General features: G+C 73.1%; 4 protein-coding genes. 3 read left to right on the top strand and 1 reads right to left on the bottom strand.

Annotated features, from left to right (window positions below; translation table 11 throughout):
• Positions 1 to 63: 63 nt before the first annotated feature.
• Entirely contained in the window at positions 64 to 504 is a 441-nt protein-coding gene (locus tag HMPREF3086_RS15690) for an SRPBCC family protein (protein ID WP_061228561.1), read from the bottom strand.
• 47 nt (positions 505 to 551) lie between these two features.
• On the opposite strand from HMPREF3086_RS15690, the gene HMPREF3086_RS15685 reads away from it, so the two are divergent.
• From HMPREF3086_RS15685 to HMPREF3086_RS15675, 3 genes are all read left to right on the top strand, one after another.
• Positions 552 to 1,100 carry a DUF1697 domain-containing protein gene (locus tag HMPREF3086_RS15685; RefSeq protein ID WP_061228562.1) on the top strand — a complete coding sequence of 183 codons (549 nt, stop codon included), beginning with the start codon at positions 552 to 554 and terminating at the stop codon, positions 1,098 to 1,100.
• Between the two features lie 293 nt (positions 1,101 to 1,393).
• Positions 1,394 to 1,942 (top strand): DUF2599 domain-containing protein, encoded by a 549-nt coding sequence (locus HMPREF3086_RS15680; RefSeq protein ID WP_061228563.1) that lies wholly within the window; start codon positions 1,394 to 1,396, stop codon positions 1,940 to 1,942.
• Positions 1,939 to 2,556 carry a GNAT family N-acetyltransferase gene (locus tag HMPREF3086_RS15675; RefSeq protein ID WP_061228564.1) on the top strand — a complete coding sequence of 206 codons (618 nt, stop codon included), beginning with the start codon at positions 1,939 to 1,941 and terminating at the stop codon, positions 2,554 to 2,556. The genes HMPREF3086_RS15680 and HMPREF3086_RS15675 overlap by 4 nt, the downstream gene beginning before the upstream one ends.
• Positions 2,557 to 3,283 lie beyond the last annotated feature (727 nt).

The raw sequence follows: 3,283 nt of genomic DNA, 5'->3' as shown, positions 1-3,283 counted from the left end.
GCCGGGCCAGCTGCCCGCGGCCGGGGTGCGCGCGGCTCTCGGCCTGCTGCACCCGGGTGCGGGTCAGCCGTAGCGGCGCAGGACCTCCTCGCGCAGGCCGGCCGTGGCCACGTCGGCGATGTGCTTCTGGGCCTTCTTGACGACCATGCCCGGCAGCTTGGCCTTGAGCTCCACCTCGAGGTCGAACACGACCCGGGTGGTCCCGTCGCCGTTGTCGGTGAGTGAGTACCGCGCGTTCTGCATCTTCTGGTTGGTCCCGGATTCGAGGGTCCAGCTCACCTCGCCGTCGTACCACTCGTAGCGGACGACCATCTCCTCGGTCATGCCGTACTGGGAGATCTTCTCCCACACCACGATGGGCCAGCCCTCGTCGTCGGCCTCGCGGACCTCCACGGCGCGGTGCGCCTCCGACCAGTCGACGAGGGACTCCACGTCGGCCAGGACGGCCATGATCTCGGGGATCCCGGCCTCGATGGTCGTCACGGACTGCACTGACACTGCCATGGCCGAGAAGTTACCCTCACGCGCGAATACGGTGGGACGATCGATCCATGAACGCCGCCACCGATCGCAAGATCGCCCTCCTGCGGGGGATCAACGTGGGAAAGGCCGCGCGGATCGCCATGGCGGACCTGCGGGAGTGCACCGAAGCCGCCGGCTGCGCGGACGTGAAGACGGTGCTGGCCACCGGCAACGTGGTCGTCACCGACCCTCGCCCCGAGGCAGAGCTACGTGCGGCGCTGGAGGCGGCCTACGCCGACCGCTTCGGCTACGACGCGGTGGTCCAGGTCCTCACGCGCGGCGCCGTCGAGGACGCGGTCGCGGCGTACCCGTTCGCCACCCTCGACGACCATCACGACTACCTGATCTTCTGCGACGACCCAGACGTCACCGTGGCCGTCGCCGGGGCGATGCGCGCTGCGATGGCCGCCGAGGGCACCGAGGAGGTCGCGGCCGGATCGGTGTGCGTCTACTGGCGGGTGGCCAGAGGGCTCACGCTGAGCTCGCCCGCCGCCAAGGTGACCAGCGGGAGGTCACACGGGCGGCATCTGACCATGCGCAACATCAGGACGCTGCGCAAGATCCTCGCCCTGGGCTGAGTCGCCCTGGGCTGAACCGCCCCGGGCCGAGGGCCGTGCCGTCAGGAGATCAGGGGCCCTGGACCGACGCACCGATGGTGTCGACCACGGCTGCCAGGGGCCCGAAGATCGCGGGGAAGATTCCATCCCACATGGCCTGGAGCTGGGAGAGGTCGAACGGGGGCATCTGTCACGCTCCTTCTCTTGCAGAGGGCGGCGTGCGGGCTCTCCGCCGTCGCCGGGCTCCCTCTGTCCCCAGGATCCTCTGCCGTCACACTCGGGCGCAACCCCTCCCTCGTGGCAGACTGCGTGCGATGCGCCACCGACCGCCCCTCCGAGCCACCGCCTTCGCGGCGCTCCTGGCGATCGCTCTCACCGGCGGGTGTGCGGCCGACCCCGACGATCCCGCCGGGCCGGCGACCGCGACCGACGCGACGCCGACCTCGCCAGGAAACTCCTCGTCGTCGCCGACTCCGGGCACGTCGTCGCCGGCCACCTCGCCGTCGGCCCCAGGACCCACCTCGTCCGCCCGGCGGTCGCCGCCGACCCCGCCCGCACCGCCGTTCATCGCCGCCGCGACCTGGGCGGACTCCGACTACGGCGCCACCCTCGAGGTCGCACCGACCGACTCGGGGCGCCGCGCGTGGGCCGAGGGCGACGCCGAGGCCGCCTGGCAGGAGGTGCTGCGGCTCGCCCCCGACGCGGACACCCCGGGCATGTGGGAGCAGTTCGACTGCCACTGGACGTGGGCGCGTCTGCTCGAGCCAGACAAGCCCACGTGGAACGTCGAGCCGTGGCGGCCGGTCGTCTCGCCGGAGCGGATGCTGGCCGAGGGATGCAACCCGGGAGGGCCGGAGGTATGAGCAGGTCAACGGGAAGTGCGAGCAGGTCGGAGAACGGGCCGGTGATCCGTCCGGCCACGATCGGCGACGCCGCCGGATGCCGGGACGTCTACGCGCCGTACGTGCGCGAGACGACCGTGACGTTCGAGGACGAGGTGCCGACCGTCGACGAGTTCGCCGCGCGGATCTCGCGGGCGCTCGACCGCTACGACTGGCTGGTCGCCGAGCTCGACGGGCGCATCGCCGGTTACGCCTACGCCGGGCCGGTCAAGGAGCGCGCCGCGTACGCCTGGTCCTGCGAGGTGAGCGTCTACGTGGACCCCGACGCCCGCGGCAACGGGCTGGGCCGGGCGCTCTACCGCGAATTGTTCACCCGGCTCGAGGGGCTGGGCTTCCGGCGGATGCTCGCGATCATCACCCTGCCCAACGAACCCAGCGTCGGGATGCACCGGGCGCTGGGGTTCCGGGAGGCGGGGCGGCTGGAGCGGATCGGGTTCAAGCACGGGCGGTGGCTGGACGTGACCTGGATGCAGGCCGACCTCGGCCCGGACCCGGCGGCGCCCCCGACAGCGCGTCCGGGTCACCGATCCCCGGGTCACCAGGGGCCCCCGGGGCACCGGCCCCCGCCGGGCTGAGGGCTCCGAGGGCGCGGCGCACCAACCCGGCGCACAACTCGTCGAGCCACCCGCCCACCGAGGCCCGCGCGGCGGGCGTGTCCGGGTAGCGGCAGCGCACGTGCAGTCCCGAGCCGTTGACCACGAACCACACCATCACCCCGTCGGTGCGGATCACCGCCGACACGTGCTGCGGGCGCAGGTCCAGGTCCACGTCGATCGGCAGGCGCCGGTGGTCGAGCCACGAGACCGCGAACATGCCCGGCGTGTGCGGCATCCCGCCGTAAGGGGCGAGGATCGGGGCGAGCGCGTGCGAGCCCAGCTCGATGGCCTCCCGCACCGCCGCCGCGCAGGCCGCCGGGTCGGGGTCGTCGCACTCGATGACCGAGTTGGTGATGAACCAGCCCACCGAGTCGTCCCAGCGGTGCGGCCGATCGGGGTCGTGGCGCGAGTGCACCGGCAGCACCGCCCGCAGCCCCACCCCGGCGCGGCGGCGCAGCACCTCGGTCATCTCGGCCACGGCCAGCGCGATCATCCGCACCCCGCCCGCCGCGGCCGCCGCCTCCAGCGCGGCCACCCCGTCCGGGTCGAGCACGTCGCGCACCTCGACCACCTGCTCGCGGGGCGCCGAGATGTCGCCCAGGTTCAAGGGGAAGACCGGCATCCCGCCCGCGCCGCGGTCCATGATCCCCGCCCACTTCTCGTGCACCCGGGCCGGCGCCGGTGGCCGGGCCGCCAGCTCGGCGGT

Origin of the sequence: Dietzia sp. HMSC21D01 (assembly GCF_001815995.1) — a bacterium.
GTDB lineage: Bacteria > Actinomycetota > Actinomycetes > Mycobacteriales > Mycobacteriaceae > Dietzia > Dietzia cinnamea.
The sequence above is the reverse complement of the archived record's forward strand: the minus strand, read 5'-3'. Positions and strand labels throughout refer to the sequence as shown.

Excerpts from the sequence above, each read along its gene's own strand:
- HMPREF3086_RS15675 (WP_061228564.1), top strand. The coding sequence starts at position 1,939 with ATGAGCAGGTCAACGGGAAGTGCGAGCAGGTCGGAGAACGGGCCGGTG.
- HMPREF3086_RS15685 (WP_061228562.1), top strand. The coding sequence starts at position 552 with ATGAACGCCGCCACCGATCGCAAGATCGCCCTCCTGCGGGGGATCAAC.
- HMPREF3086_RS15680 (WP_061228563.1), top strand. The coding sequence starts at position 1,394 with ATGCGCCACCGACCGCCCCTCCGAGCCACCGCCTTCGCGGCGCTCCTG.
- HMPREF3086_RS15690 (WP_061228561.1), bottom strand. The coding sequence starts at position 504 with ATGGCAGTGTCAGTGCAGTCCGTGACGACCATCGAGGCCGGGATCCCC.